The organism is Streptomyces sp. NPDC001843 (genome assembly GCF_042891955.1).
Taxonomy (GTDB): domain Bacteria; phylum Actinomycetota; class Actinomycetes; order Streptomycetales; family Streptomycetaceae; genus Streptomyces.
In genome coordinates this window covers 26,345-48,498 of the sequence record NZ_JBIATQ010000010.1, presented here as the reverse complement: position 1 = coordinate 48,498, position 22,154 = coordinate 26,345, and the positions used below count along the sequence as shown (strand labels likewise).

General features: G+C 70.7%; 25 protein-coding genes. 15 read left to right on the top strand and 10 right to left on the bottom strand.

Translation table 11 applies throughout. The features are described from left to right. Nucleotides 1-57: 57 nt before the first annotated feature. Both ACFYZQ_RS24645 and ACFYZQ_RS24640 read right to left on the bottom strand, forming a co-directional pair. The gene (locus tag ACFYZQ_RS24645) at nucleotides 58-291 is read right to left on the bottom strand and encodes a hypothetical protein (RefSeq protein WP_388804639.1); all 234 of its coding nucleotides are present in this window, start codon (nucleotides 289-291) and stop codon (nucleotides 58-60) included. Between the two features lie 15 nt (nucleotides 292-306). Further along, complete coding sequence (locus ACFYZQ_RS24640) at nucleotides 307-1,461, bottom strand: anion permease (RefSeq protein ID WP_389151510.1); 1,155 nt, start codon at nucleotides 1,459-1,461, stop codon at nucleotides 307-309. A gap of 104 nt (nucleotides 1,462-1,565) precedes the next feature. Here ACFYZQ_RS24640 and ACFYZQ_RS24635 point away from each other — a divergent pair, with 104 nt between their 5' ends. From ACFYZQ_RS24635 to ACFYZQ_RS24615, 5 genes are all read left to right on the top strand, one after another. Further along, on the top strand, nucleotides 1,566-1,964 hold the full coding sequence (locus tag ACFYZQ_RS24635; RefSeq protein ID WP_389151507.1) for a helix-turn-helix domain-containing protein: 399 nt from the start codon (nucleotides 1,566-1,568) through the stop codon (nucleotides 1,962-1,964). Nucleotides 1,965-2,049: 85 nt separating this feature from the next. Continuing rightward, nucleotides 2,050-2,424, top strand: a complete 375-nt coding sequence (locus tag ACFYZQ_RS24630; RefSeq protein WP_389151504.1) for a hypothetical protein — start codon at nucleotides 2,050-2,052, stop codon at nucleotides 2,422-2,424. Nucleotide 2,425: 1 nt separating this feature from the next. Then, nucleotides 2,426-3,736, top strand: a complete 1,311-nt coding sequence (locus ACFYZQ_RS24625; protein ID WP_389151501.1) for a tetratricopeptide repeat protein — start codon at nucleotides 2,426-2,428, stop codon at nucleotides 3,734-3,736. Then, on the top strand, nucleotides 3,736-5,064 hold the full coding sequence (locus ACFYZQ_RS24620) for a Clp protease N-terminal domain-containing protein (RefSeq protein ID WP_389151498.1): 1,329 nt from the start codon (nucleotides 3,736-3,738) through the stop codon (nucleotides 5,062-5,064). Before ACFYZQ_RS24625 ends, ACFYZQ_RS24620 begins: the two co-directional genes overlap by 1 nt. A 37-nt stretch (nucleotides 5,065-5,101) precedes the next feature. Continuing rightward, a complete protein-coding gene (locus ACFYZQ_RS24615) occupies nucleotides 5,102-5,518 on the top strand; it encodes a VOC family protein (protein WP_388804651.1) in 417 nt (138 codons plus the stop codon). Between the two features lie 61 nt (nucleotides 5,519-5,579). Here ACFYZQ_RS24615 and ACFYZQ_RS24610 read toward each other — a convergent pair whose 3' ends face one another. The 3 genes from ACFYZQ_RS24610 to ACFYZQ_RS24600 are packed head-to-tail and all read right to left on the bottom strand — an operon-like array spanning nucleotide 5,580 to nucleotide 6,751. Further along, nucleotides 5,580-5,912 (bottom strand): DUF952 domain-containing protein, encoded by a 333-nt coding sequence (locus tag ACFYZQ_RS24610; protein ID WP_388804652.1) that lies wholly within the window; start codon nucleotides 5,910-5,912, stop codon nucleotides 5,580-5,582. Nucleotides 5,913-5,921: 9 nt separating this feature from the next. Then, a complete protein-coding gene (locus tag ACFYZQ_RS24605; RefSeq protein WP_389151495.1) occupies nucleotides 5,922-6,140 on the bottom strand; it encodes a hypothetical protein in 219 nt (72 codons plus the stop codon). 26 nt (nucleotides 6,141-6,166) lie between these two features. Beyond that, nucleotides 6,167-6,751 (bottom strand): dihydrofolate reductase family protein, encoded by a 585-nt coding sequence (locus ACFYZQ_RS24600; protein WP_389151492.1) that lies wholly within the window; start codon nucleotides 6,749-6,751, stop codon nucleotides 6,167-6,169. Between the two features lie 114 nt (nucleotides 6,752-6,865). Between ACFYZQ_RS24600 and ACFYZQ_RS24595 the strand changes: the two genes are divergently transcribed. After that, nucleotides 6,866-7,456, top strand: a complete 591-nt coding sequence (locus tag ACFYZQ_RS24595) for a TetR/AcrR family transcriptional regulator (RefSeq protein WP_389151489.1) — start codon at nucleotides 6,866-6,868, stop codon at nucleotides 7,454-7,456. 211 nt (nucleotides 7,457-7,667) lie between these two features. Here ACFYZQ_RS24595 and ACFYZQ_RS24590 read toward each other — a convergent pair whose 3' ends face one another. Together ACFYZQ_RS24590 and ACFYZQ_RS24585 are read right to left on the bottom strand one after the other, a co-directional pair. Then, the gene (locus ACFYZQ_RS24590; RefSeq protein ID WP_389151486.1) at nucleotides 7,668-8,813 is read right to left on the bottom strand and encodes a family 2 encapsulin nanocompartment cargo protein polyprenyl transferase; all 1,146 of its coding nucleotides are present in this window, start codon (nucleotides 8,811-8,813) and stop codon (nucleotides 7,668-7,670) included. A 112-nt stretch (nucleotides 8,814-8,925) separates the two neighbouring features. Next, nucleotides 8,926-10,332, bottom strand: a complete 1,407-nt coding sequence (locus ACFYZQ_RS24585; protein ID WP_389151483.1) for a family 2B encapsulin nanocompartment shell protein — start codon at nucleotides 10,330-10,332, stop codon at nucleotides 8,926-8,928. A 292-nt stretch (nucleotides 10,333-10,624) separates the two neighbouring features. Between ACFYZQ_RS24585 and ACFYZQ_RS24580 the strand changes: the two genes are divergently transcribed. Further along, nucleotides 10,625-11,218, top strand: a complete 594-nt coding sequence (locus ACFYZQ_RS24580) for an N-acetylmuramoyl-L-alanine amidase (protein WP_389151480.1) — start codon at nucleotides 10,625-10,627, stop codon at nucleotides 11,216-11,218. A gap of 33 nt (nucleotides 11,219-11,251) precedes the next feature. Continuing rightward, nucleotides 11,252-12,154: a 1-aminocyclopropane-1-carboxylate deaminase/D-cysteine desulfhydrase gene (locus ACFYZQ_RS24575; protein WP_389151477.1), complete on the top strand. Its 903-nt coding sequence runs from the start codon at nucleotides 11,252-11,254 to the stop codon at nucleotides 12,152-12,154. Between the two features lie 108 nt (nucleotides 12,155-12,262). Here the strand turns inward: ACFYZQ_RS24575 and ACFYZQ_RS24570 are convergent, their stop codons facing one another. After that, entirely contained in the window at nucleotides 12,263-13,858 is a 1,596-nt protein-coding gene (locus ACFYZQ_RS24570; RefSeq protein WP_389151474.1) for a Na+/H+ antiporter, read from the bottom strand. A 61-nt stretch (nucleotides 13,859-13,919) separates the two neighbouring features. On the opposite strand from ACFYZQ_RS24570, the gene ACFYZQ_RS24565 reads away from it, so the two are divergent. The 3 genes from ACFYZQ_RS24565 (at nucleotide 13,920) to ACFYZQ_RS24555 (ending at nucleotide 15,970) form a co-directional block, all read left to right on the top strand. Beyond that, the gene (locus ACFYZQ_RS24565) at nucleotides 13,920-14,180 is read left to right on the top strand and encodes a UBP-type zinc finger domain-containing protein (protein ID WP_388804669.1); all 261 of its coding nucleotides are present in this window, start codon (nucleotides 13,920-13,922) and stop codon (nucleotides 14,178-14,180) included. Nucleotides 14,181-14,441: 261 nt separating this feature from the next. Further along, on the top strand, nucleotides 14,442-14,855 hold the full coding sequence (locus tag ACFYZQ_RS24560) for an anti-sigma factor (RefSeq protein ID WP_006136266.1): 414 nt from the start codon (nucleotides 14,442-14,444) through the stop codon (nucleotides 14,853-14,855). After that, nucleotides 14,852-15,970 carry an RNA polymerase sigma factor SigF gene (locus ACFYZQ_RS24555; protein WP_389151471.1) on the top strand — a complete coding sequence of 373 codons (1,119 nt, stop codon included), beginning with the start codon at nucleotides 14,852-14,854 and terminating at the stop codon, nucleotides 15,968-15,970. The genes ACFYZQ_RS24560 and ACFYZQ_RS24555 overlap by 4 nt, the downstream gene beginning before the upstream one ends. Nucleotides 15,971-16,082: 112 nt before the next feature. Here the strand turns inward: ACFYZQ_RS24555 and ACFYZQ_RS24550 are convergent, their stop codons facing one another. Next, nucleotides 16,083-16,532, bottom strand: coding sequence for a hypothetical protein (locus tag ACFYZQ_RS24550; protein WP_389151468.1), 450 nt, complete (start codon nucleotides 16,530-16,532; stop codon nucleotides 16,083-16,085). A gap of 116 nt (nucleotides 16,533-16,648) precedes the next feature. Here ACFYZQ_RS24550 and ACFYZQ_RS24545 point away from each other — a divergent pair, with 116 nt between their 5' ends. Together ACFYZQ_RS24545 and ACFYZQ_RS24540 are read left to right on the top strand one after the other, a co-directional pair. Continuing rightward, nucleotides 16,649-17,617 (top strand): diacylglycerol/lipid kinase family protein, encoded by a 969-nt coding sequence (locus ACFYZQ_RS24545; protein WP_389151465.1) that lies wholly within the window; start codon nucleotides 16,649-16,651, stop codon nucleotides 17,615-17,617. 321 nt (nucleotides 17,618-17,938) lie between these two features. Then, complete coding sequence (locus ACFYZQ_RS24540; RefSeq protein WP_006142322.1) at nucleotides 17,939-18,196, top strand: WhiB family transcriptional regulator; 258 nt, start codon at nucleotides 17,939-17,941, stop codon at nucleotides 18,194-18,196. A 203-nt stretch (nucleotides 18,197-18,399) separates the two neighbouring features. Here the strand turns inward: ACFYZQ_RS24540 and ACFYZQ_RS24535 are convergent, their stop codons facing one another. Next, nucleotides 18,400-19,866 (bottom strand): sensor histidine kinase, encoded by a 1,467-nt coding sequence (locus tag ACFYZQ_RS24535; RefSeq protein WP_389152228.1) that lies wholly within the window; start codon nucleotides 19,864-19,866, stop codon nucleotides 18,400-18,402. A gap of 483 nt (nucleotides 19,867-20,349) precedes the next feature. Between ACFYZQ_RS24535 and nagB the strand changes: the two genes are divergently transcribed. Both nagB and ACFYZQ_RS24525 read left to right on the top strand, forming a co-directional pair. Then, nucleotides 20,350-21,135, top strand: a complete 786-nt coding sequence (gene nagB, locus ACFYZQ_RS24530) for a glucosamine-6-phosphate deaminase (protein WP_389151462.1) — start codon at nucleotides 20,350-20,352, stop codon at nucleotides 21,133-21,135. Between the two features lie 167 nt (nucleotides 21,136-21,302). Continuing rightward, complete coding sequence (locus ACFYZQ_RS24525; protein ID WP_389151459.1) at nucleotides 21,303-22,067, top strand: GntR family transcriptional regulator; 765 nt, start codon at nucleotides 21,303-21,305, stop codon at nucleotides 22,065-22,067. Nucleotides 22,068-22,154: the final 87 nt, after the last annotated feature.

The window sequence follows — 22,154 nt, the reverse complement described above, 5'->3', positions numbered from 1 at the left end:
GTTCCCGTCTCGTCATCTTTGCTCCCGCCTCGTCATCCTTGCTCCCGCCTCGGTGGATCAGTGGAACTGCGGCACGATCAGATAGATGCCGTACGCCACCACGGCCGCGCAGGCGAGGAAGCACAGACCGGCCTGGGCCATGCCGATGGCGGGCGCGCCGGCGCCGTCCTCGCGGGCGCCCTCGAAGCGGGCGAGGCCCAGGACGCCGAGGGCGAACACGACGACCACCGCGACGGTGACGCCGATGCTCACCGCGGTGACCTGGCCGAGTGCGTTCCAGTCCAGATGCATTCCGGGTCTCCTGGGTCAGGCGGCCGTGCCGACGTGGGCCGGTGCCGTGGTGCGGATGTTGACCTCGTGGTGGTCGTTGACGTTGTTGGCGTGCACCGGGTTGCGGCGCGAGATGACGACGATGCCGGCGGCGAGGGCCGCGCCGACCAGTGCGACGACGATGGTGCCGATGTCGCCGCCGTGCGTGACGACGCTCGCGGCGAGCCCGCCGACCAGTGCGGCGGCGGGCAGCGTGATCAGCCAGGCGACCACCATCCGGCCCGCGACGCCCCAGCGGACCTCCGCCAGACGCCGGCCGAGGCCCGCGCCGAGGATGCTGCCCGAGGCGACCTGGGTGGTGGACAGGGCGAAACCGAGGTGCGCGGAGGTGAGGATGACGGTCGTGGAGGCCGTCTCGGCGGCGAAGCCCTGCGGGGACTGGATCTCGGTGAGGCCCTTGCCCATCGTGCGGATGATCCGCCAGCCGCCGAGGTAGGTGCCGAGGCCTATGGCCAGCCCGGCCGACCCGATCACCCAGGCCGGCGGTCCGGCGTCATGGCCCAGCGCGCCCGCCGAGATCAGCGTCAGCGTGATGACGCCCATGGTCTTCTGCGCGTCGTTGGTGCCGTGTGCGAGCGAGACCAGCGAGGCCGAGGCGATCTGGCCGAGCCGGAAGCCCTTGGTGACCGAGTCCTTGCGCGCCCGCTGGGTGAGCTTGTACGCGAGGTAGGTGGCGATCAGCGCCGCCAGGCCGGCCACCAGCGGTGAGGCCACGGCCGGGATCAGCACCTTCTCGACCACCTTGTCGAAGTGCACGCCATGGGATCCCGCGCCGACCCAGACGGCACCTATCAGCCCGCCGAAGAGCGCGTGCGAGGAGCTCGACGGCAGCCCCGCCAGCCAGGTCAGGAGGTTCCACAGGATCGCCCCGACCAGCCCCGCGAAGATCATCCCTGGACTGACCAGGGTGTCGTCCACGATCCCGCCCGAGATCGTCTTGGCGACCTCCGTGGACAGGAAGGCGCCGACCACGTTGAGGGCACCACTCACCAGCACCGCTGTTCTCGGCTTGAGCGCGCCGGTGGCGATGGACGTGGCCATCGCGTTCGCCGTGTCATGGAACCCGTTGGTGAAGTCGAAGGCCAGAGCCGTGACGATGACGACCGCCACGAGGAACGTGATGTGGTCCATGCCTTGAGGGAAGCAAGCGGGGGCCAACTCCCGGAGAACTGGAAGCGAAGGGTCCGTCGAAGTGAGACGCACCGTGGTCGCGCCCGCCGTGCCATGCTGTCCGGGTGACGCGCGAAGACCTGGTCCGCCTGCGTCGGACCCGCGACCGTATGGACCGCGAGTACGCCGAGCCCCTCGACATGGCCGAGCTCGCGCGCACCGCCCTGATGTCCCCCGGCCACTTCCAGCGCAGCTTCCGCAAGGCCTTCGGGGAGACGCCGTACAGCTACCTCATGACCCGCCGGATCGAACGCGCCAAGGTACTGCTGCGCCGCGGCGACCTCAGTGTCACCGAGGTGTGCCTCGCCGTGGGCTGTACCTCCCTGGGCTCGTTCAGTTCCCGCTTCACCGAACTGGTCGGCGAGACTCCGAGCGCGTACCGGGCGCGCCCGCACGAGGAGAGCGCGGTGATCCCGTCCTGCGTGGCCCGTACCTTCACCCGTCCCCGGCGCCGCCCCTACTGACCGGCGCACCCCGCTCGCCCCGCCCTACACTGGTCCTTTCCCAACAGCGTTGCGCAGCAAGGTCATTGAGGAAATCGGGGGAGCCGTGGCGACCGCACTCATCTCCGTCCGGAGCGAGGACCCGGTCAGGGACGCCGAGTCCCTGACCGACTGGCTCAGAGGCGAACCGGCGCTCGCCGGGAAGGTTCGGCTGACCGGGGGCGCCCCGCGGCCGGGACAACTGGGCACCGCCCTGGACACGGTGACCGTGCTGCTCGGGGCCGGCGGCCCGCTCACCGTGCTCGCTTCCTGTCTGCGCGCCTGGATCACCCAGCCGCGCCGCAGCGACGTACGCCTGAAGGTCGAGCTGGACGGCGGGCGTGTCGTCGAGATCGACGCCAAGCGGGTCGACACCGAGGACGTGGAACGGCTCCTGCGGCAGGCCCGCGAGGAGGGACCCGACCCGGACGCGCGGGACTGACGTGCGCCTTCCCGACCCCCACCGCTCCCGGGTCGTGCTGATCGGCGCCGGACACTACTCCGACCCGGCCCTGCCCGACCTCCCGGCCGTGCACCGCACCATCACCGACCTGGCGGGCCTCTTCACCGACCAGTACTACGGACTGGTCCCCGACAGCCACTGCACGATGCTGCTCGACGAGGGCGATCTCAGGACCGTCGGCGGCCGGCTGCGGGCCGCCGTGGCCGAGGCGGAGGACCTGCTGCTCGTCTACTACGCGGGCCACGGGCTGGTCAGCGGCCGACGCCACGAGCTGTACCTGGCGCTGCCCGACAGCGAGTGGGCGGCGCCGGAGTTCAACGCCCTCGAGTACGACAAGCTGCGCGACGCCGTGCTCGACAGCCCCGCCGAGACCAAAGTGGTCGTCCTCGACTGCTGCTTCTCCGGCCGGGCCGTCTCCGACTCCCTCTCCGGGGGCGGGGCCGAGCGGATCGGCCAGCTGGAGGTGGCGGGCACGTATGTGCTGACCTCGGCGCAGCGCGACCAGGTCGCCCTGGCTCTGCCGGAGGAGGAGCACACCGCGTTCTCCGGCCGGTTCATGCGGCTGCTGCGCGAGGGCGTGGTCGGCGGCCCCGAGCTGCTCACCGTCGACGACCTCTACCAGCGGCTGCGGGCGATCATGGAGGCCGAGGGACTGCCCACCCCGCTCAACCGCGGCGCCGGGACCGCGCACCGGATCGCCCTGGGCATCAACCGTGCCTTCGCCGCGACCGCCGGACCCGAGCTGCGCAGACGGCACGTCGCCGCGGTGGAGCAGGGCAAGGCCGGGGACTGGAAGGGCGCGGCCGGTCAGCTGCAGAAGATCCTCGACGAGCAGGCCAGGATCCTCGGCCCCGACGACCCCGACACCCTGCGCACCCGCCAGTCCTACGCGCACAGCCTGGGCGGTGCCGGCACCCCCGTGGAGGCCGCCGGACTGCTCCGGCAGTTGCTCGCCGACCAACTGCCGCTCCTCGGGCCGGATCACGAGGACACCCTCCGCACCCGGCAGTTCCTCGCCGTCAATCTCGGCGAGGCCGGGCACCGCGAGGAGGCCATCGGCATGCTCCGGGTGCTGCTGGCCGACCGGGGCCGCGTGCTGGGCGCCGAGCACCCGCACACCCTGCGCACCCGGCACATGCTGGCCCGCAACCTCGTGTTGACCGGCGCGCGTGACGAGGCGGTGGCGTTGCTGCGGCAGTTGGTGGCGGAGCGGGAGCGGGTGCTGGGGGTGGAACATCCGCATACGCGGAGGGCTCGGGAGGATCTGGCCGGGGCCAGGGGGGAGGCGTGATGCTCGAGGGGTTCAGCGACGCGGCGCGGCTCGTCGTGGGTTACGCCGAACGCCACGCCCGGGCGCTCAAACACCAGTACATCGGCACGGAGCACCTGCTCCTGGGCCTGGTGGAGGCGGCCGACCGAGCCGGAACGGGCGGGGACCTGGAGGTCCTCCTCGGCATCTCGTCGGCACAGATCCGCGGTGCGGTGGTCGGGGTGCGTGGCTTGGGCGGCAGCGATTCGCCACAGGTGCTCACCTACAGCTCGGAGGCCCTCGCCGTACTCGACCTGGCGTCCAAGGAGGCCGGTGCGATCGGCCTGAGGGAGGTGGAGCCGGAGCACATCCTCCTTGCCCTCACCGCCGTGGACGGTGGGACCGGGGTCGACGTGCTGCGCGCGAACGGGGTGGATCTCGCCCGGGTACGGCGGTCGGTCATCGGGGCCTGGCAGGCCGGACGCCCGGAGCCCGTCGAAGCACCCGGCCTCATCGAGGCCGTGACCCGCGTCGTGGTCCCGGGCCCCGTCGTCGGCCGCGCCTCCGAGATCGACCGGGTGATCCGGGTACTCACCCGCCGGCACCGCAACGTCCCCCTGCTCGTCGGAGAGCCCGGCGTCGGCAAGAAGACCATCGCCGTCGGGGTCGCCTCGGCGATCGCGGAGGGGCGCCTGCCCGCGGTCCTGCGTGACCACACCGTCCGCGCGCTGGACCTCGGCACCGTCCTCGCCGACCCTCAGCACCGGGCCCGGGGCGGCTCCCTCATCGCCGACCTGATCGCCGAGTTCAGGAGCAGCCCGCGCATCGTCCTCCACCTCGACGGTGCCCTCACCCCCCTGCACCTGTCCGACGGCGTCACCACGCCCCTGGACCTGTTCCGGGCCCTGCTCCACGACCCCGGCGTCTTCGTTCTCGGTGACTGCGGACGGGCCCAGTACGAGCGGGCCACGGATCCCGGCCTCGACCGGATCGTCCAGCCGGTGGTCGTCACGGAGCCGTCCGACGCCGACGTGGGGGTCATCCTGCGCGCCGTCTGCAGGCGCCTGGAGATCCACCACGGCGTGGTGTTCTCCACCAACGCCCTGGAGGCCGCCGCCACCCTCGCGCGGGACCACGTACCCGACCGTTCCCTGCCCGGTTCGGCGATCGGTCTGCTGGACGAGGCCGCGGCGCTGGTAAGGATGCAGGCCGCACGCTTGGACCCACCACCGGACATGGAACCGCCGCCCGTCAAGGAGCACCATGTCCGCACGGCGCTCGCCGCCTACTCCGGCATCCAGACGTCCACCCGCGGCGCCGCACCACCCATCCCCGCCGAACACGATCCCTCCGTCTGGGCCATGAGTTGAGGCAGCGCTCCCGGCGCCCCGGAACTAGCGTGAGCACATGGACCTGAAACTCAAGCAGTGCTTCATAGCCGTCGACGACCACGACAAGGCGCTCCATTTCTACGTCGACGTCCTGGGCATGGAAGTCCGCAACGACGTCGGCTTCGAGGGGATGCGGTGGGTGACCGTCGGCTCGCCGCTCCAGCCGGACGTGGAGATCGTGCTGGAGCCGCCCGGCATGAACCCGGACGCCTCACCCGCCGATCGGCAGGCGATGGCCGAACTGCTCGCGAAGGGCATGCTGCGCGGGGTCATCTTCACCACCCGCGACTGCGACGCCCTGTACGAGCGGGTCCGGGAGTCCGGCGGCGACGTGCTGCAGGAACCGATGGACCAGCCGTACGGCGTGCGCGACTGTGCCGTACGGGACCCGGCCGGGAACATGCTGCGGTTCATCGAGCGGGCGGACGCGTGACCGTCCGCCGGACGTACGCCTTCGTTGCGTAGGGGGCCCGGTCATCCCCAGGTCCGCCCGGTCATCCCCAGGTCTCCACCTCCACCACAGCATCGACCGGTACGGGCCCGTACACGTGCGGGAACTCCTCGCCGCCCGGCTCCACGGCCTCGTACTTCACCGGCACGCCGAGCCGGCCGGGGTCGACGACCAGGACCACCAGGTCGTCGGGACCGTCGTAGGAGCCGTACAGGAAGGCGGCGACGCGCGGGAGCTGGTCGCGGGTGGAGAAGTGGATGAAGCCCTCCTCCTGGAGGGTGCGGCCCCGGGTCGACACCTCGAAGGTGCCGCGCTCCCGGGCCGCGTCCCACAGGGAGCGCTCGGTGATGTGCAGGATGTACGGCAGTTTCGTCATACGGCCACGCTACGGGCCGGTTTCCCGCCGCGTCGCGTCGTTTCCCTCGTGCGGGGCCGGGGGCCTGCGCCGCCCGCCGGGCGCGGCTTCGGCGGCCGCCGGGCAGTCGGGGTTGCGGCAGGGTCCGGGCACCCACACCGGCACCCAGGCGCCCAGTGTCTTGTGCCGCCGGATGACCGTCTCGAGGGGCCGTCCGCAGACCCGACAGACGTGTTCCTCGCCACCCATGCTCCCAGGGTAGGGCGGGCGGGGGCTCAGCGCTTCCTGCTGTACGTCCGCACGAGCACCCCGTTGTCGAACGTGCGCACCGACTCCAGCCGGAAGTCCGTGACGGCGAAGCCGGCGGCGAACATCGGCACTCCGGAGCCGTACACCTGCGGGTAGGTCTTGATGACCAGCTCGTCGATCTCGTCGAGCAGTGCACCGGCGATCTGCGAGCCGCCGCAGAGCCAGATGCCGAGGCCTTCGTCCTCGGCCTTCAGCTCGCGTATCCGGGCGACCAGGTCTTGGTCGATCACCGTCACGTTCGGGTCGGGCGGGGTGCCGAGGGTGCGCGAGGCGACGTACTCGCGCAGGTGGCCGTAGGGGCTGGTGACGCCGGCGTCGAGGGCGAGCTGGTAGCTGGCGCGGCCCTGGACCACGGTGTCGAAGTGGCGGTTCCCGGCGCCCTTGACCCCCAGCGCCTCGCGTCCCTGGGCGGCGATGGTCTCCGGGTACGTCGAGGTGAGGTATCCGACGAACTCCTCGTCGAGGAAGGCGAACATCGACGAGGCGTCGCCGTCCGGGTCCCCGATGAACCCGTCGATGGAACAGGCGACGAAGTAGGTGAGCTTTCGCAAGCTGGACTCTTTCCGTAGGCTGCGTCCGAACTGACCACTCCAGTTGTAGTACTTCGCTTGTAGTGGTTGCAAGAGACTTTCGGAAGAGGGATCAAGTGGGAGAGGTCATTCCGCATGGCTGGTAACCCGGGGCGCCGGGCCGCCCTCGTCGACGCCGGTGTCGAGGTGCTCGCCCGGGAGGGCGCGCGGGGGCTGACGTTCCGCGCGGTGGACACCGCGGCCGGGGTGCCGACCGGCACCGCGTCGAACTACTTCACCGGCCGCGACGACCTGCTGCGCCAGATCGACGCCAGGCTGCACGCACGGCTCGCACCCGACCCCGAGGTGCTCGCCGAACTCATGGCGGCGCCCAAGGACCGCGCACTGGTGACGGCCCTGATGCAGGACCTCATGGGGCGCGTGACCCACGACCGGACGGGCTACCTCGCCCTGCTGGAGATGCGACTGGAGGCCACACGCCGTCCCGAACTGCGGGCTTCCTTCACGGAGTCGGTGCGCGCGGAGCTGGAGTACGGCATGGAGTTCCACCAGCGGGCCGGACTGCCCGGAGGGGACGAGACCGTCACCGTGCTCTACCTCGCCATGCTCGGTCTGATCCTGGAGCACCTCACCCTGCCGGGCGTGCTGGACGGCGTCCTGCCCGGCACGGGGGTCCCCGAAGGGCTGGTCGAGACGCTCGTGACCACGATCGTCCCCGAGCGGTAGCCCTGAGGTCACCCCTTCGGCCCTGCACCGACCCCGGGCACACGACCCGCCGGACCGGCGGAGACGAAGACCGGCGGAGACGAAGGACGGACCCCGCACGCCGTGGGGAGGTGCGGGGCCCGCCGGGCCGGAGCCCCCGGTGACCGTGCGGGGTCAGGAGCCGCACGGACCCGGAGGCCCCGGGGTCCTCGATGACCGACGACCGTCGGCCTCAGCTGCTGCGCCGGGTCACGAACTCGGCCAGCGCCAGCAGACCGCCGGCCGCCTCCGGGTCCGGGACGGCCCGGGTCAGCTCCTGCATCGCGAGCGCCATCCGGTCCGCCGCCTGGGCCTGCGCCCAGTCCCGTCCACCGGCCCGCTCCACGGCCTGCGCCGCCCGGGCGATCCCTTCGGTGTCCCCTTCCTCGTACGGCGTCCCGTACAGCTCGGCGAGTTCGGCGGCGGCCGGGGTGCCCGAGGTGAGGGCCGCCACCACGGGCAGTGACTTCTTGCGGGCGGTGAGGTCGGAGCCGGCCGGCTTGCCGGTGCGCTCGGGGTCTCCCCATATGCCGATGACGTCGTCGATCAGCTGGAAGGCGAGCCCCGCCTGCCGGCCGAAGGCGTCCAGCGCCGCCACGTCGTCCGCGGTCGCCCCCGCGTACAACGCGCCGAGTGCGCAGGCGCACCCCAGCAGCGCACCGGTCTTGGCCTCGGCCATGACGAGCACCTCGTCGAGGGTGACCTCGCCCGGGGCCCGCCGCTCCATGGCCGTGTCCGCGTGCTGACCGGCGCACAGTTCGACGACGCAGCCGGCGAGCCGGGCGGCCGCCGCCCCCGACGCGGGATGCGGGTCCTCGGCGAGCAGCCGGAGGGCCAGCGCCTGCAGGGCGTCCCCGGCGAGGATCGCGTCGGTGTCGCCGAACACGGTCCACGCCGTGGGCCGGTGCCGACGGGAGGTGTCGCGGTCCATCACGTCGTCGTGGAGCAATGTGAAGTTGTGGACGAGCTCCACCGCCGCGGCGGCCCGCACGGACGCCGCCCGCGCCCTCGGGCCGCCCAGCGCGTCGGCCGCGGCCAGGACGAGCGCGGGCCGTATGGCCTTGCCCGCGTTGGCGGCCGCGGGGGTGCCGTCCGCGTGCCGCCACCCGAAGTGGTACTGCGCGATGCGCCGCATCGATCCGGGCAGCGACTCGACGGCGGCGCGCAGTTCGGGATCGACCGAGGCACGGGCGCGGTCGAGGATCACCGCGGCCTCGTGCCCGTCGAGCGGGCCCGTCAGGCCGTCCCCGGCGGGAGCTCGCCGCCGGGGCTCGAGCGTCCCGTCGGGCGGCGGCGATCCCCCCGAGCGCTGCTTGGTCTCCGTCATGGACTCGGCCATGGGTCCCCCTCGCGAAGCACGCGGACGGTGGCGCTTCCTTCCCGGCTGAGCGGGTACCGGGAGGGTCTACCCGCCCCGGCGGCCGGGGACACGGCGGCGAAGTGCGGAAACGTCACCTCCACCGGCCGATCTCGACGTTCTCCAGCACACCCAGCGCGTCCGGCACCAGGACCGCCGCCGAGTAGTAGGCCGTGACCAGGTACTTGATGATGGCCTGTTCGTTGATGCCCATGAAGCGCACGGACAGACTGGGCTCGATCTCGTCCGGGATGCCCGACTGGCGCAGCCCGATGACGCCCTGGTCCTCCTCTCCCAGTCGCATGGCGATGATGGAGCTCGTCCGCGCCTCGGTGACCGGGATCTTGTTGCTCGGGAAGATCGGCACGCCGCGCCAGGTGGGGATGCGGTTGCCGCCCATGTCGATGGTCTCCGGAACGAGTCCGCGCTTGTTCAGTTCGCGGCCGAAGGCGGAGATCGCGCGCGGATGGGCGAGGAACAGCTTGGTGCCGCGCCGGCGGCTGAGCAGTTCGTCCATGTCGTCCGGGCTGGGCACACCGTCGTGCGGCTGGAGCCGCTGGTCGTACTGGCAGTTGCTGAGCAGGCCGAACTCGGGGTTGTTGATCAGCTCGTGTTCCTGCCGCTCCTTCAACGCCTCCACCGTGAGCCGGAGTTGCTGCTCGGTCTGGTTCATCGGCTGGTTGTAGAGGTCGGCCACGCGCGTGTGGATGCGGAGCACGGTCTGCGCGATGCTCAGCTCGTACTCGCGCGGGCTGGCCTCGTAGTCGACGAAGGTGTGCGGGATGTCAGGCTCGCCGCTGTGACCTGCGGCGAGGTCGACCTCCTTCTCGCCGTACTTGTTGGTGCGCTGCCGGGGGATCGAGCGCTGCGTGCGGAGGTGCTCACGCAGGGAGTCGGCACGCTCGGCGACCTGCTCGAAGTCCTGACGGGAGAGGATCAGCACCGTGCAGGCGGTGTCCGCGCGCGCGGTGTACTCCCAGATGGCGTCCGGGTCGAGCAGCGCGTCCTCGCCGAAGTAGGCGCCGTCGGCGAGGACGCCCAGGACCGCGTCGTCGCCGTACGGACCCGTGCCCACCTTCTCGACCCTGCCGTGGGCCAGCAGGTAGATCTTGTCGGCCTGGCTGCCGAAGGAGGCGATCACCTCTCCCGGGGCGAAGTCCCGCCGGTGGCAGCGCTGGGCCAGCTCCGAGAGCACCTCCTGGTTGTCGTACGACCGCAGGGCCGGCAGCTCGGCCAGTTCGCCCGGGATGACCTCGACGCGGTCACCGGTCTTCACGAAGGTGATGCGCCCGTCGCCGAGCGCGTACGTCAGTCGCCGGTTGACCCGGTACGTGCCGCCCTGCACGTTCACCCATGGCAGCATCCGCAGCAGCCAACGGGAGCTGATCTCCTGCATCTGGGGCGCGGACTTGGTGGTCGTGGCCAGGTTCCGCGCGGCCGCCGTGTTCAGACTCTGCTGCGGCCTGTTCTGTTCCTCGCGGACCTCTTCGCCTACCGACATAGAGAATTGCCCTCCCGGTCATGCTCCGGCGCCGAACTGCGCCGGGCATCGATCTCGCGACCACGTTCTCATCACGCAACGTGTCGCTGCCATTACCCGAAAGAGCGGGATTGGATCATCGCACTACTGGGCAAACAGGAGGACCGCGTCATCACCTGCCGGGATCACGGACTGTCCGGATCGACTCGCACAGCGTACGAACGATGTGTCCGGGACATCCCATTTCGGTAGTACCTGCTGTACGAGGCGGTCACGATCGGTCACCGCCCAGCACAGCACGAAGGAGGCGATCATGGCCTCACCCATGTCCGCGAGCGGCTTCCTCAACGCCCTGAGAGCGGAAGGGCTCACCGTCGTCGAGGTCGGCGACTGGGAGCACCACAACCGCAACCACAAGGGTCCGTGGGGTCCCGTGCACGGCGTGATGATCCACCACACGGTGACCACGGGCGGCGAGCGGACGGTCGCCCTGTGCCGGGAGGGCACCACCGACCTGCCGGGCCCGCTGTGCCACGGCGTGATCACCAAGGACGGCACCGTCCACCTCGTCGGCTACGGCCGCGCCAATCACGCGGGGCTCGGCGACGACGACGTGCTGCGCGCCGTGATCGCCGAGAAGGGACTGCCGCCGGACAACGAGGCCGACACCGACGGCAACCGGCATTTCTACGGCTTCGAGTGCGAGAACCTCGGTGACGGCAAGGACCCCTGGCCAGAGGTCCAGCTCGACGCCGTCGAGAAGGCGGCCGCGGCCGTCTGCCGCCACCACGGCTGGACGGAGCGCTCGGTCATCGGCCACCTGGAGTGGCAGCCGGGGAAGGTGGACCCGCGGGGCTTCACGATGAAGTGGCTGCGGGAGCGGATCGGGGAACGCCTGAAGGCGTGACGGCCCCAGCCGCCTCCGGGCGACAATGAACCCGTGACCAGCCCCGACACCCTCACCCCCCGTCTCCCCTCCCCCCTTCGGGAGGTCTCCGACGAGCGGTTCACCGGGCGCGGCGTCCGTCTCCTGCTCAAGCGGGACGACCTGATCCATCCGGACCTGGTCGGCAACAAATGGCGCAAGCTGGCCCCGAACCTCGAGGCGGCGGCCGGCCGGACGATCGTGACCTTCGGCGGCGCGTACTCCAACCATCTGCGGGCCACCGCCGCCGCGGGCCGCCTCCTGGGCCTGGACACCGTCGGCGTGGTCCGCGGCCAGGAGCTTGCCGACCGGCCTCGCAACCCGTCCCTGGCCCGGTGCGAGGCCGACGGCATGCGCCTGCACTTCATCGACAGGTCGACATATCGCCGCAAGTCCGAAGCCGGCACCCTGGACGCCCTCCTGCGCGCCGTCGACGCACGGGACGCCTACGTGGTCCCGGAGGGTGGCAGCAACGCCGAGGCCGTCCGTGGCTGCCAGGCCTTCGGCCGGGAGTTGCGCGGCCAGGACGCCCGCGTCGACGTGGTCGCCCTCGCCTGCGGCACCGGCGGCACCCTCGCCGGTACCGCCGCCGGCCTGGCCCCGGACCAGCGCGCCCTGGGCATACCCGTCCTGAAGGGCGACTTCCTCGCCGCCGGGATACAGGCCCTCCAGGAGCAGGCCTTCGGCGCCCGCAGGGGCACCTGGTCGCTGGACGACCGTTTCCATTTCGGCGGCTACGCCCGCACCACCGAGGAACTCGACGCCTTCGCCATGGACTTCGAGGCCCGCCACGGTCTCCCCGTAGAGCGGCTGTATGTCGCCAAGCTGCTCTACGCCCTGGCCGTCCTCACGGACGAGGGCGCCTTCCCTCCCGGAACGACGATCGCCGCCGTCATCACCGGCCGCCCGTTCCCCTGACCGCCTACGTCGTGTCCGCAAAGTCCCGTCGTCCACCCGGAGGGCGGCCCCCGCGGCGTCTGGTGCGTGCCAGGCGTCGCGGGGCAGGCGGGACTTTGCGGACACGGTCTACGCCGCCTCCCGGTACGCCGCCGCCTCCTCCAGGTCCAGCCTGCGCAGCAGGGTCCGCAGCATCTCGTCGTCGATGTACCGGTGGTCGCGCAGCCGGACGAACACGTCGCGCTCGGCGCTGATCATGTCCCGGGACAGTCGGCGATAGGTGTCGTCGACCGTCTCGCCGGTCACGGGGTTCACCGCGCCGAGCCGCTCCCAGACGGCGTTGCGGCGGCGTTCCAGGACCATGCGCAGACGGTCGGCGAGCGGCGGGGGAAGGGCGTTGCGCTCGTCGGACAGGAGTTCGTCCAGGCGCTGCTCCGCGACCCGGGAGGCCTGCGCCTGGGCGTTGGCCTCGGCGAGCGTCTCGGCCTGCGCGTCCCGGCCGGGGAACTTCAGCAGGCGGATCAGCGGGGGCAGCGTCAGGCCTTGCACGACCAGCGTCCCGATGACCGTGGTGAAGGTCAGGAACAGGACCATGTTGCGCTGCGGGAAGGGGGCGCCGCCGTGCACGGTCTGCGGGATCGAGAAGGCGATGGCCAGGGAGACCACGCCCCGCATCCCGGCCCAGGAGGTGACCATCGCGCCCCTCCATGTGGGGTTCGCCTCGCGTTCCCTGATCCGCGACGACGCCAGGCGCGGCAGGAAGGCCGCCGGGTAGACCCACACGAACCGGGTCACGACCACCACGAGGAAGACGGCCACCGCGTACCAGGCGGCTTCGGCGCCCTGGTACGCGCCGAGCCCCTTGAGGACGACCGGGAGCTGCAGTCCGATGAGCGCGAAGACCGCGGACTCCAGCACGAAGGCGACCATCTTCCACACCGCCTCCTCCTGGAGCCGGGTGGCGAAGTCGACCTCCCACGCGCGGTGCCCGAGGTGGAGGGCGACGACCACGACCGCCAGCACACCGGAGGCGTGCAGCTGCTCGGCAACGCCGTAGGCGACGAACGGGATGAGCAGCGAGAGGGTGTTCTGCAGCAGCGGCTCCCTGAGGTGCGTGCGCATCCAGTGGATGGGTGCCATCAGGACCAGACCGACGCCGACGCCGCCGACCGCGGCGAGCAGGAACTCGCCGACCCCGCCCATCCAGGTGGCGCCCTCACCGACGGCCGCGGCGAGGGCGACCTTGTAGGCGGTGATCGCCGTGGCGTCGTTGAGCAGGGACTCGCCCTGGAGGATCGTGGTGATCCGAGAGGGCAGTCCGACCCGGCGGGCGACCGCCGTCGCCGCGACCGCGTCCGGCGGCGCCACCACAGCACCCAGCACGAGGGCGGCGGGCAGGGGTATCCCGGGGACGATCCGGTAGACGGCCCAGCCGACGACGAAGGTCGCGAAGAGCACGTATCCCACCGACAGCAGCGCCACCGGACGCAGCTGCGCCCTCAGGTCGAGGTAGGAGCTGTCGCTCGCCGACGTGTACAGCAGCGGGGGCAGCAGGAGAGGGAGTACGACGTCGGGGTCGAGCGTGTAGTCGGGCACCCCCGGCACGTAGGAGACCAGCAGCCCGGCCGCGACCAGCAGCAGTGGAGCAGGTACCGGCGTCCGCCGGGCCGCCCCGGCGATCGCGGCGCTCCCCGCCACCAGGAGCAGCAGCGGCATCACGTCCATCGTCCTCGCCCGCCCTCTTTTTCCGCGCGGTCACCCGCACGCCCGTCGTAATCTGGCAATCATGAAACAGTGCACGCACGCCGACGCGCTGCCGCACCCGGAGCCCGAGCCGCAGAACGAGACCTGCCCGGAGTGTCTCGCGAACGGTACGCACCCGGTGCAGCTGCGCCTGTGTCTGACCTGTGGCCACGTCGGCTGCTGCGACTCCTCACCCGGGCGGCACGCCACGGGACATCACGAGAAGTCCGGTCACCCGGTGATGCGGACCTTCGAGCCGGGTGAGAACTGGCGCTGGTGCTTCGTCGACCACGTCCTCGTGTAACCCTGTATGCAGGCGTGGAGCCGGACGGTTCGACCGTCTGACGTCTGGGTACGTCAATCCGGCGCGCGCTCTTCCCAATTGAGACCGCTGGACCTCTAGACACGGAGCGTATCCACAGCTTTACTGTGAGTGACGCCAGGGGGTTGGGGTCCCGGGGACAGATACGTTCGGAGCGCGATAGCGTCACCGCTGAAACACGTATCGCGTTACCCGAGGGGCAACCCTCGGCCCCGTAAAGCTTGTACCACCATGGAGGTGAGGGTGTCCCAGATCGCAGGCGAGCCCGCGACCCAGGACTTCGTGGAAGTCCGGCTGCCGGCTGCGGGTGCCTACCTGTCGGTGCTGCGGACGGCCACGGCCGGTCTCGCCGCCCGCTTGGACTTCACCCTGGACGAGATCGAGGATCTGCGCATCGCGGTGGACGAGGCGTGCGCGATCCTGCTCCAGCAGGCCGTGCCCGGCTCCGTGCTGAGCTGTGTCTTCCGACTCGTCGACGACTCGCTCGAGGTCACGGTCTCGGCACCGACCACGGACGGGCACGCTCCCTCACGGGACACCTTCGCCTGGACGGTGCTGTCGGCCCTGGCGGGCAAGGTCTCCTCGGCCGTCGACGAGGACCGGACCGTCTCGATCAGCCTCTACAAACAGCGCGGCGCGGGACCCGGGCCGGCGTGAGGAACGGGGACGGTCCGGTGCGGGACGAAGAGCGCGGCACACGGGGGCTGCCGATCGGAGGCGCGGACTCTCCGGGCGGTTCCCCACGCATGCGGGACGGCATCGACGGGATCCCCGAGCAGGCCAGGCCGCACCCGGAGGACCACTCCGCGGAGGCCGGCCCCCCGGACGAGGGGCAGCGGGATCGGGATGGTGCCGTGCAGAGCACGCCTCTGGAGGGACGCAGCGGGGTTTCCCCGGCCCGGACGGAGGCGAGGGCTCGGGGAATGGCGACGGGCGGGACGATGAGCGAGCACGAACGGGACGACGACGAGCTGGACGCGCAGGCCGTGCCGGCCCTGCAGGGCGCGCAGCACGACCAGCAGGACCGCAGCGGGGCGCGTGCGATGTTCGTCGAACTGCGGGCGCTGAGCAACGGCAGCCCGGAGTACGCGGAGCTGCGCAACCAGCTGGTCCGCATGCACCTGCCGCTCGTCGAGCATCTCGCACGCCGCTTCCGCAACCGCGGTGAGCCGCTGGACGATCTCACCCAGGTCGCCACCATCGGTCTGATCAAGTCGGTCGACCGTTTCGACCCGGACCGCGGCGTGGAGTTCTCCACCTACGCCACCCCGACCGTCGTGGGCGAGATCAAGCGGCACTTCCGCGACAAGGGCTGGGCGGTCCGTGTGCCGCGTCGGCTGCAGGAACTGCGGCTGTCGCTCACCACGGCCACGGCCGAGCTGTCACAGCAGCACGGGCGCTCCCCGACGGTCCACGAGCTGGCCGAGAAGCTCGCCATCTCCGAGGAGGAGGTCCTGGAGGGCCTGGAGTCGGCGAACGCCTACTCCACGCTCTCCCTGGACGTCCCGGACACGGACGACGAGTCCCCGGCGGTCGCCGACACCCTCGGCGCGGAGGACGAGGCTCTGGAGGGTGTCGAGTACCGCGAGTCCCTCAAGCCCCTGCTGGAGGATCTCCCGCCCCGGGAGAAGCGCATCCTTCTCCTCCGGTTCTTCGGCAACATGACCCAGTCCCAGATCGCGCAGGAGGTCGGCATCTCCCAGATGCACGTCTCCCGCCTCCTGGCCCGCACCCTGGCCCAGCTACGGGAGAAGCTGCTGGTCGAGGAGTAGTCGACGGGACTGAAAAGCAGCCCCTGGAGGACGGGAAGGGTAGGGGCGGCTGGGGCGAGAAACCTCCCGCCCGGCACGCGTGCCCGCAGAATTCCGCCGAACCCCCGGAAGGCTACCGCTCCGCGCGGCCCGGGCCCTTGATGCCGAGGGCCTTGGTCGTGGCGGGGTTCAGCAGGAGGATCAGCGCGGTCAGGGCGACGACGGCGAGGGCGATGCCGGCCGGGATCGCGGCGCTGTCGGCCTGGAGGAGGCTGTAGGCGACCGGGAGGGCCATGATCTGCGTGATGACGGCGGGCCCCCGGCTCCAGCCGCGTCGCAGCAGCAGTCCGCGCGCGGCGAGCAGCGGCAGCAGGGCGAGGACGATGAAGGTGACGGCCAGGGTCACCGCCTGCTGCCGGTCGTCCGGCTCGCCGGCGACACCGAGTACGAGCAGCCACACACCCCCAACCACCAGCGCGCCTCCCTCCAGCGCGGCCAGCGCCGCCGCGTAGGTCAGCCGGCGCGGACGCGGGCCCTCGGCTTCCGCGGGGATCTTCGGGGTGGGGTTCTGCTCACTGCTCACCTCTGAAGGGTAGCCCTCGTCCCGATGCCGGAAGTGTCCAGGCTCACGTCACCATCTCTTACCGGATCCCTAACTCGGTGTGGGTCGAGTACCGCCCAGTAGGTAACCTGCAACCCATGCGTGCTCTCCTCGTGGTCAATCCGGCGGCAACCACCACAAGCGCACGTAGGCGTGACGTGCTGATCCATGCGCTGGCGAGCGAGATGAAGCTCGAGGCGGTGACCACCGAGTACCGGGGCCACGCCCGCGACCTCGGCCGACAGGCGGCGGAGAGCGACGACATCGACCTGATAGTCGCCCTCGGCGGTGACGGCACCGTCAACGAGGTCGTCAACGGCCTGCTGCACAACGGCCCCGACCCCGACCGTCTGCCCGGTCTCGCCGTGGTGCCCGGCGGCTCCACCAACGTCTTCGCCCGCGCCCTGGGCCTGCCCAACGACAACGTCGAGGCCACCGGCGCCCTGCTGGACGCCCTGCGCGAGGGGCGCGAACGCGTCGTCGGCCTCGGCCTGACCTCGGGCACGCCGGGCACCGAGGACGAGTCCGTCCCGTCCCGCTGGTTCACCTTCAACGCGGGTCTCGGCTTCGACGCGGGGGTGGTCGGCCGGGTCGAGCAACAGCGCGAGCGCGGCAAGAAGTCGACGCACGCGCTGTACGTCCGTCAGGTCGTCCGGCAGTTCCTCGGCGAGCCGCACCGCCGGCACGGCACCATCACGCTCGAACACCCCGGCGCGGACCCGATAACCGATCTTGTCGTGGCGATAGTCTCGAACACGTCGCCTTGGACCTATCTCGGCAATCGCCCGATGTACACGTCGCCTAAGGCCTCGTTCGACAAGGGCCTCGACCTGCTCGGTCTCAGCCGTCTGTCCACGGCCGCGGTTGCCCGGTATGGCACCCAGTTGCTCACTTCGTCCCCCGAGCGCGGACCCCAGGGCAAGCACGCCACCTCCCTGCATGATCTGGACCGGTTCACCTTGCATTCGAAGGTGCCCCTCCCCCTCCAGATGGACGGCGACCACCTCGGACTGCGTACCAGCGTGACGTTCACAGGCGTACGCCGTGCACTGCGTGTGATTGTGTGAGCGGAACGGTCTAAAGTCCTTTCACTCGAACGTTTAGGCCAGGATCCACCCCATGGAAGTACGGCTGTGACCTAGTCGACACCGAGGAATCAAAAAAAACTTTCCGGAAGGGGTTGTATCCGCCGCTGAGGTTTGCGAGTCTCTACGTGGCGATCGGGACGGCCCGCAACACCGGCCTCCACTGATCACCGGAACCCCTCTTCAAATCATCAGGACCACGCCGGGGAGACTCGGCGGTCGGCCCTTCACTTGTTGAGGGATTCGTGAAAGCGTTCACATTCACAAGCAATCAGCACGTAATACCAAGGAGAGGTAGCAGCCATGGACTGGCGTCACAACGCCGTTTGCCGCGAGGAAGACCCCGAGCTGTTCTTCCCCATCGGCAACACCGGTCCTGCGCTGCTGCAGATCGAGGAAGCCAAGGCCGTCTGCCGTCGCTGCCCCGTTATGGATCAGTGTCTGCAGTGGGCGCTCGAGTCCGGCCAGGACTCCGGCGTCTGGGGTGGTCTCAGCGAGGACGAGCGCCGCGCCATGAAGCGCCGCGCCGCTCGCAACCGGGCCCGTCAGGCCTCCGCCTGACAACACCCGCCCCGCGAACAGCCTGAGCTTGGCGGCGCGTGCAGCGAGCACGCATCTCCCGCCCCCGAGCCGCAGCGCGCAGTACCCCCGATGCGCTTAGTAGCAACGAGCGACTAGCCTCGGACCGATTCCGGTCCGGGGCTCTTTGCTTTCCGGGGCCGTCTCCCGGGCTCTCGGGGACTGTCCCCGGGGCTTCCGGGAACCTACTTCTGCGCCTGGACCGGAATGTCGAGGATCACCCTCGTCCCCCGCTCCGGCGCCGGAACCATGTCGAAGGTGCCGCTCAACTCGCCCTCGACCAGGGTGCGTACGATCTGCAGCCCCAGGTTGCCCGAGCGGTGCGGGTCGAAGCCCTCGGGCAGGCCGACCCCGTCGTCCTGGACGGTCACCAGGAGGCGGGCCTCCTTGGTGGTTCCGCCGCGTACCGCGGAGACCTCGACGGTGCCCGTGTCGCCCTCGCGGAAGCCGTGCTCCAGGGCGTTCTGCAGGATCTCGGTCAGGACCATGGACAGCGGGGTCGCGACCTCGGCGTCGAGTATCCCGAAGCGGCCGGTGCGCCGGCCGGTGACCTTGCCCGGCGAGATCTCCGCGACCATGGCGAGCACACGGTCGGCGATCTCGTCGAACTCCACTCGCTCGTCCAGGTTCTGGGACAGGGTCTCGTGCACGATCGCGATCGAGCCGACCCGCCGCACGGCCTCCTCCAGCGCCTCCCGGCCGCGCTCGGACTCGATCCGCCGGGCCTGGAGCCGGAGCAGCGCCGCCACCGTCTGGAGGTTGTTCTTCACCCGGTGGTGGATCTCCCGGATGGTGGCGTCCTTGGTGATCAACTCGCGTTCCCGGCGACGCAGTTCGGTGACGTCCCGGAGCAGCACCAGGGAACCGATACGCGTCCCCTTGGGCTTGAGCGGGATCGCCCGGAACTGGATCACCCCGTCGCTGGCCTCGATCTCGAACTCGCGCGGCGCCCATCCGCTCGCGACCTTCGCCAGCGCCTCGTCCACCGGGCCTCGGGTCGGGGCCAGCTCGGCGGTGGTCGTGCCCAGCTCCTGGCCGACCAGGTCGGCGGCGAGGCCGAGACGGTGGTAGGCGGACAGGGCGTTGGGAGAGGCGTACTGGACGATGCCGTCCGCGTCCAGCCGGATCAGGCCGTCGCCGACGCGCGGCGAGGCGTCCATGTCGACCTGCTGGTCGGGGAACGGGAAGGAGCCGGCCGCGATCATCTGCGCCAGGTCGGAGGCGCTCTGGAGATAGGTCAGCTCCAGGCGGCTCGGGGTGCGCACGGTCAGCAGGTTGGTGTTGCGGGCGATGACTCCGAGGACCCGGCCGTCCCGGCGTACGGGGATCGACTCGACCCGTACCGGGACCTCCTCGCGCCACTCCGGATCGCCCTCGCGCACGATCCGGCCCTCGTCGAGGGCCGCGTCCAGCATGGGACGGCGGCCGCGCGGCACCAGGTGGCCGACCATGTCGTCCTGGTATGAGGTCGGGCCGGTGTTGGGGCGCATCTGGGCCACCGAGACGTACCTCGTGCCGTCGCGGGTGGGGACCCACAGCACCAGGTCCGCGAAGGACAGGTCGGAGAGCAGCTGCCACTCCGAGACCAGCAGGTGGAGCCACTCGAGGTCGGAGTCGTCGAGTGCTGTGTGCTGGCGTACGAGTTCGTTCATGGAGGGCACGTCTGCGAGCGTACCCGGGGGCTGCGACCTGCCCGAAAAACACCCGCGGGCCGCGGCGCCTGGGAGGGACCCTCAACCCTCCCGGCACCGCAGCCCGGAGCAGCAACGGCCGTGGGGTGTGCGGTCCCGGTCGGCCGAAGGATGAGGAGCCGGGGCAGTCAGGGCAGAGAGCTCCGGTTCCTCGGTCCGCCTTCCTGTGCGGGGAAGACGGAAGAGTGTGTCCTCGCATTGTGGACTAGACCAGCAGGTGTGTCCATGCGTGGGAAGTTGTTGCGACTTGGCGCTTCGAAGCCTAGCCCGCCCGGGTCCCGAACGGGGCCAGATGGCCATGGCAATTTCCGCGAGCGCCGCCGGCTCCGCGGACGGGGCGGGCTGCTCGCTGACGTGAGCGGGGTGCTGGGGGTACGATGCTGTTGCTGTTCGATTGGTCTACACCACACACCCTTATGTGCTCCACAGATCGGCAGGCCCAGCGTGGAAGTTGTCATCGTTCCGGACGCGAAGTCGGGCGGCGAGCTCATCGCCGAGGCCATGGCACAACTGTTGCGTCGCAAGCCCGACGCCCTGCTCGGGGTGGCCACCGGCTCGACCCCGCTGCCCATCTACCAGGCTCTGGCGGCGAAGGCGCGCTCCGGGGCCGTGGACACCTCGCGGGCACGGATCGCGCAGCTCGACGAGTACGTGGGGCTGCCCGCCGAGCACCCGGAGTCCTACCGGTCCGTGCTCCGGCGGGAGGTCCTGACCCCCCTCGGGATCGGGATGGACGCGTTCATGGGCCCGGATGGAACGGCCGAGGACGTGCAGGGCGCGTGCGAGGCGTACGACCGGGCGCTCACCGAGGCGGGCGGCGTGGACCTGCAGTTGCTCGGGATAGGCACCGACGGCCACATCGGCTTCAACGAGCCTTGCTCCTCACTCGTCTCCCGCACGCGCATCAAGACGCTCACCGAGCAGACCCGGATCGACAACGCCCGCTTCTTCGACGGTGACATCGAGCAGGTGCCGCACCATGTCATCACCCAGGGCATAGGCACCATCCTGGAGGCCCGGCACCTGGTGCTCCTCGCCACCGGTGAGGGCAAGGCGGACGCGGTCGCCGCGACGGTGGAGGGACCGGTCGCGGCCGTGTGCCCGGCATCGGCACTGCAGCTGCACCCGCACGCGACCGTCGTCGTCGACGAGGGCGCCGCCTCCAAGCTGAAGCTCGCGGACTACTTCCGGTACACCTACGCCAACAAGCCGGACTGGCAGGGCATCTGAGACCGGCATCTGCCGCCATGGACTAGACCAGGGGTGGTCACAACGGTATACAGAGGAGATCACGGAGCGTACGGGTGGGCACCCGGCGCGCTGAGCCGTGCCACGATGTGGGCCGTGGCCGATGGGCATGTCGGTCGCTTGGGCACCCGGAGCCGGGAAGGCAGAGCATGAGCACCGACGTCAGCAGTGCGGAGAACGAGAACGGCGCCCCCGTCCGTACCGCGCGCGTGCCCAAGTACTACCGCCTGAAGAAGCACCTGCTCGACATGACGGAGACCCAGGCGCCCGGCACCCCCGTCCCGCCGGAGCGCACGCTGGCCGCCGAGTTCGACACCTCACGCACCACCGTCCGCCAGGCCCTGCAGGAACTGGTCGTCGAGGGCCGGCTGGAACGCATCCAGGGCAAGGGCACCTTCGTCGCCAAGCCGAAGGTCTCGCAGGCGCTGCAACTCACCAGCTACACGGAGGACATGCGCGCCCAGGGCCTGGAGCCGACCTCGCAGTTGCTGGACGTCGGCTACATCACCGCCGACGAGCGGCTCGCCGAGCTGCTCGACATCACGGCCGGCGGCCGGGTGCTGCGCATCGAGCGGTTGCGCATGGCCAACGGCGAGCCGATGGCCATAGAGACCACACACCTGTCGGCCAAGCGCTTCCCGGCACTGCGCCGCAGTCTCGTGAAGTACACCTCGCTGTACACCGCGCTCGCCGAGGTCTACGACGTCCACCTCGCCGAGGCCGAGGAGACCATCGAGACCTCGCTGGCCACTCCCCGCGAGGCGGGTCTGCTCGGTACGGACGTGGGCCTGCCGATGCTGATGCTCTCCCGGCACTCCCTGGACCGGGAGGGCAAGCCGGTGGAGTGGGTGCGGTCGGTCTACCGGGGGGACCGCTACAAGTTCGTGGCGAGGCTGAAGCGTCCGCAGGAGTAGACGGGACGGTGTCTTCACACCGTCACCCCGGAATCGACATACCGACATGCGGGCGCGGTCTTCCACTGCACTGACCTCGTCCCCTAG

Coding starts and splice junctions, on each gene's coding strand:
- ACFYZQ_RS24645 (WP_388804639.1), bottom strand. CDS start 291: ATGCATCTGGACTGGAACGCACTCGGCCAGGTCACCGCGGTGAGCATC.
- ACFYZQ_RS24640 (WP_389151510.1), bottom strand. CDS start 1,461: ATGGACCACATCACGTTCCTCGTGGCGGTCGTCATCGTCACGGCTCTG.
- ACFYZQ_RS24620 (WP_389151498.1), top strand. CDS start 3,736: ATGCTCGAGGGGTTCAGCGACGCGGCGCGGCTCGTCGTGGGTTACGCC.
- ACFYZQ_RS24615 (WP_388804651.1), top strand. CDS start 5,102: ATGGACCTGAAACTCAAGCAGTGCTTCATAGCCGTCGACGACCACGAC.
- ACFYZQ_RS24610 (WP_388804652.1), bottom strand. CDS start 5,912: ATGACGAAACTGCCGTACATCCTGCACATCACCGAGCGCTCCCTGTGG.
- ACFYZQ_RS24605 (WP_389151495.1), bottom strand. CDS start 6,140: ATGGGTGGCGAGGAACACGTCTGTCGGGTCTGCGGACGGCCCCTCGAG.
- ACFYZQ_RS24595 (WP_389151489.1), top strand. CDS start 6,866: ATGGCTGGTAACCCGGGGCGCCGGGCCGCCCTCGTCGACGCCGGTGTC.
- ACFYZQ_RS24590 (WP_389151486.1), bottom strand. CDS start 8,813: ATGGCCGAGTCCATGACGGAGACCAAGCAGCGCTCGGGGGGATCGCCG.
- ACFYZQ_RS24585 (WP_389151483.1), bottom strand. CDS start 10,332: ATGTCGGTAGGCGAAGAGGTCCGCGAGGAACAGAACAGGCCGCAGCAG.
- ACFYZQ_RS24580 (WP_389151480.1), top strand. CDS start 10,625: ATGGCCTCACCCATGTCCGCGAGCGGCTTCCTCAACGCCCTGAGAGCG.
- ACFYZQ_RS24570 (WP_389151474.1), bottom strand. CDS start 13,858: ATGGACGTGATGCCGCTGCTGCTCCTGGTGGCGGGGAGCGCCGCGATC.
- ACFYZQ_RS24565 (WP_388804669.1), top strand. CDS start 13,920: ATGAAACAGTGCACGCACGCCGACGCGCTGCCGCACCCGGAGCCCGAG.
- ACFYZQ_RS24545 (WP_389151465.1), top strand. CDS start 16,649: ATGCGTGCTCTCCTCGTGGTCAATCCGGCGGCAACCACCACAAGCGCA.
- ACFYZQ_RS24540 (WP_006142322.1), top strand. CDS start 17,939: ATGGACTGGCGTCACAACGCCGTTTGCCGCGAGGAAGACCCCGAGCTG.
- ACFYZQ_RS24535 (WP_389152228.1), bottom strand. CDS start 19,866: ATGAACGAACTCGTACGCCAGCACACAGCACTCGACGACTCCGACCTC.
- ACFYZQ_RS24525 (WP_389151459.1), top strand. CDS start 21,303: ATGAGCACCGACGTCAGCAGTGCGGAGAACGAGAACGGCGCCCCCGTC.